This is a genomic window from uncultured Fretibacterium sp., assembly GCF_938040765.1.
Classification (GTDB): domain Bacteria; phylum Synergistota; class Synergistia; order Synergistales; family Aminobacteriaceae; genus CAJPSE01.
Map to the genome: position 1 here is coordinate 1 of NZ_CALIAA010000258.1, position 3,135 is coordinate 3,135.

At 65.6% G+C, this 3,135-nt stretch carries 4 protein-coding genes; 2 read left to right on the forward strand and 2 right to left on the reverse strand.

What is annotated here, in order from left to right:
• Positions 1-1,327: aminotransferase class I/II-fold pyridoxal phosphate-dependent enzyme (locus tag Q0176_RS08980; RefSeq protein WP_299301789.1), on the reverse strand; the 1,327-nt coding region annotated here is incomplete at its 3' end.
• A gap of 151 nt (positions 1,328-1,478) precedes the next feature.
• The gene (locus Q0176_RS08985) at positions 1,479-2,120 is read right to left on the reverse strand and encodes a M48 family metallopeptidase (protein WP_299301792.1); all 642 of its coding nucleotides are present in this window, start codon (positions 2,118-2,120) and stop codon (positions 1,479-1,481) included.
• A gap of 273 nt (positions 2,121-2,393) precedes the next feature.
• Here Q0176_RS08985 and Q0176_RS08990 point away from each other — a divergent pair, with 273 nt between their 5' ends.
• Together Q0176_RS08990 and Q0176_RS08995 are read left to right on the forward strand one after the other, a co-directional pair.
• Complete coding sequence (locus Q0176_RS08990) at positions 2,394-2,621, forward strand: hypothetical protein (protein WP_299301795.1); 228 nt, start codon at positions 2,394-2,396, stop codon at positions 2,619-2,621.
• 12 nt (positions 2,622-2,633) lie between these two features.
• Positions 2,634-3,135, forward strand: a 502-nt coding sequence (locus Q0176_RS08995; RefSeq protein WP_299301798.1) for a hypothetical protein, incomplete at its 3' end; no start/stop codon positions are given.

Genomic DNA, 3,135 nt, shown 5'->3' on the forward strand with positions numbered 1-3,135 from the left:
CCTGCTCCAGGGCGTGGAACACGCCCGCGATCGGCACGCTCATCTCTGCGCGCGCGACCGCGTCCAGCACGTCCTGCAGCACCTCCTGGGGCAGGTCCCGCGCCTGGCCGTGGTAGGTGGTGAGTCCCACGGTCGACGGGATCACGCGGAAGGGGGCGAAGTCCTCCATCGACCACACCCCGGTGAGCGACCCGGTGAAGGACACCATGCCTCCGGGCCGCACGCAGCGCAGGGTGTCGGCCAGCACGGGGATGCCGACCAGCTCCAGCGCCGCGCCCACCCCACCCGGCGCGCACTCGCGCACCTTCTGCTCGATGCGCCCGTCGTCGATGACCACGTGGGCGGCCCCGGCCTCGTGGAGGAGGGAACGGGCGGACTCGCGCCGCGAGGTGGCGACCACCGTCATCCCCATGCGCGCGCCCAGGCGCACCGCCATCAGCCCGACGGAGGAAGTGGCGCCGCGCACCAGGATCGTGTCCCCGCTCTTGGCGCGCATCGCCGAGACGATCGAGCCGTACGCGGTCTGCGTCATCTCGGGCAGGGCGCCGAGGACCGCCCAGTCCAGGTCGGAGTCGAAGGGGATCACGATCCCCTCCGGGACCAGCGCGTACTCGGCGTAGGAGCCGTCGTACTCGCGCCCGAGGCCGCCCATCATGAACGCCGCCTTCTGGCCCACCCGGTACGCGGAACCCTCCGCGACGGCGTCCACGACACCGACCCCCTCGATGCCCAGGACCCGCGGGAACGTGAAATCGGGGTCGGACAGGCCCCGCCTGGAATAGAGTTCCGAGGTGTTGACGCCGAAGGCCATGACCCTCATGCGCGCCCAGCCGGGCCGGGGATCGGGCACGGGCAGCTCGGACACGACCATCCCCTCTCCGTCGACCGGGACGCTCGCGAAGTCCGCGCCGTGGTTGTAGAAGGCCGTGAGGGCGGCCATGTAACTGGGGGCCTCGACGATCGCGACGTCGCCGGGATCGATCATGGCCCACGCGAAGAGGTCGAGCACCTGCTGGGAGCCCGTCGTCAGCAGTATCTCGTCCAGGCCTACCTCGCGTCCCATCCGTGGGGCCGTCCACTTGGCAAGGAAGGAACGAAGCGGGTCATAGCCCTCCGTCGTGCCGTACTGAAGCAGCGACGTCCCCTCGCTGACCAGCTTTTCGGACCCCTCGGAGAACTGATCGATGGGGAAGACCTCGGGAGCCGGCATACCTCCCGCAAAGGAGATCATCCCCGGCTGCTTGATGACCTTGAGAAGCTCCCTCACCGGCGAGGGACGCGTCTTTCGGGCCGCGGAGCTGAAAAGTTCCTTCCAATTGTCGCTCATTTCGACTCCTCCTTGACATGATAGATTCGCCGGCACGGACGCCGGAGCACCACGATGTCGAAAGTTTTTAGAAACATCAACAATTGCTGGATGGACTAATGCAGACTGATTATAACATCATTCGGGAAAATCTTTGAAAAACTCCCGCCGGTTAACGCTTCTCCTTTTCTATTCTCCTGGCCCTCTCCTCGAGATGCTTCAGGCGGCGCTCCGTGGGGGGATGCGAGTTGAAGCCGCTCCGAGCCGTGGCGTAGCCGTTGTCCTTGAAGCTCTTCATCGCGTTGTAGAGGCCCCACGGGCTGTATCCCGCCTTGACCGCAAGGTCCATGCCGTAGTCGTCGGCCTCCACCTCCTGTTCGCGGCTGAATCCGCTCTCCGCGAGGTTCATGCCGACCGCCCCGACAATCCGGGCCGCATCCCCGGCCTGGCCCAGCAGGGCGCTCAGTATGCTCCATCCGACCCGGCGCTGGGTGCCCCGCCCGTAATGCCCGCGCCGGACGTGCCCCACCTCGTGCCCCAGGATGCCGGCAATCTCGTCGGGCGTCGAGAGAATCTTCATCAACCCCTCCGTGACGTGCACGGTAAACCGCTTCATGGACTCGAACTTCACCCAGGCGTTGGGGGCCTCGTCCTTCTCGTAGAACAGGGGGACGTCCCGCATGTCTCCCGCTGCCGCGATACGGCTCCAGGCCGCCTCGACGGTGACTTTGTCTATGGCGGCCCGCCCCTCGGCCGGCAGGAGAAGCGAGGCCAGGCTCAAAAGAATCAAAACGATCGGCAATCTCCGCTGCATGGACAGATTTCCTCACTTTCCGTCGACGTCCTCCCCCTTTTCCGCGATCCTCTCGCGTCGGGGGAGCTCGCCCTCATTCTATCCTATGGCCCGCGGTTGGGGCCTAGGCGAAATTCGGCAATTTACCGGGAGATCGGCAGAAAGGAGGGGGACGGGTTCTCCTGCTATAATTTCTCATGGATCCGGCTGGGATCCCCATGGATTTCGGAAAAATCGGCTCTCGGCAGAAAAGGTTCTCGATCCTCGGCGACGCAAAGGCCATTGGGAGGTTTCATGTTCGGTCGCAAACCTCAGACTCCGCAAAACGCACAAAAAACGCTTCGGATTCTCACGGCTGCCGCCCTGGCCGTCGCGCTTCCGACGCTCCTGATCCGCGGCCTGCTCCTCCCCTGGAGCGAGGAGGGCGTCCTGTTCGCACTCTACGGCGCCGGGGTCGGCTTCTCGTCCGCCATCCTCCTCAGCATGCTCCTCCTGTGGCTGATGAGGAAACGCGGCTCCTGACCGGAGCGGACGATGCGGATCATCCCCTACCTCAGGGTCTCCGAGCTCGACGGGGCGATGCGAAGCTTCCTCCCCCTGGGGGAGGACGTCCGCTTTGTCGTCCCGTCCCGTCGGGACCGAAACTGGTGGAGGGAGCGTGCGGGCCGGGACGAATTCGGCCTTGACGGACCTCCGGAGGATATCCTGTGGAACTGGCAGGACCTCTATGACAACGTCTGCGGCTTCTGCGAGGCCAGGCGCCTGCGCCCGATCGAGCCGCCCGACCACCGTTTGATCCTGAGCCGCCTGCTCCGGGCCCTGCTGGAGGAGGACCCCGAGCTGCTGACTTTGTGGCCGGGCCTGGGACGCGCAGGGTTTCTGGACATCCTGTCGGAGGATATACGGGAGCTGCTCAACGAGGCCGTCCTGCCGGAGCAGACGGAGGTCGGCCTCAGGGAGGACGACCCCACGGCGCGGGTCCTCCCCGCAATCTATCGGAGATATCTGGATTATCTGTCCGCCAACGGCCTGATGG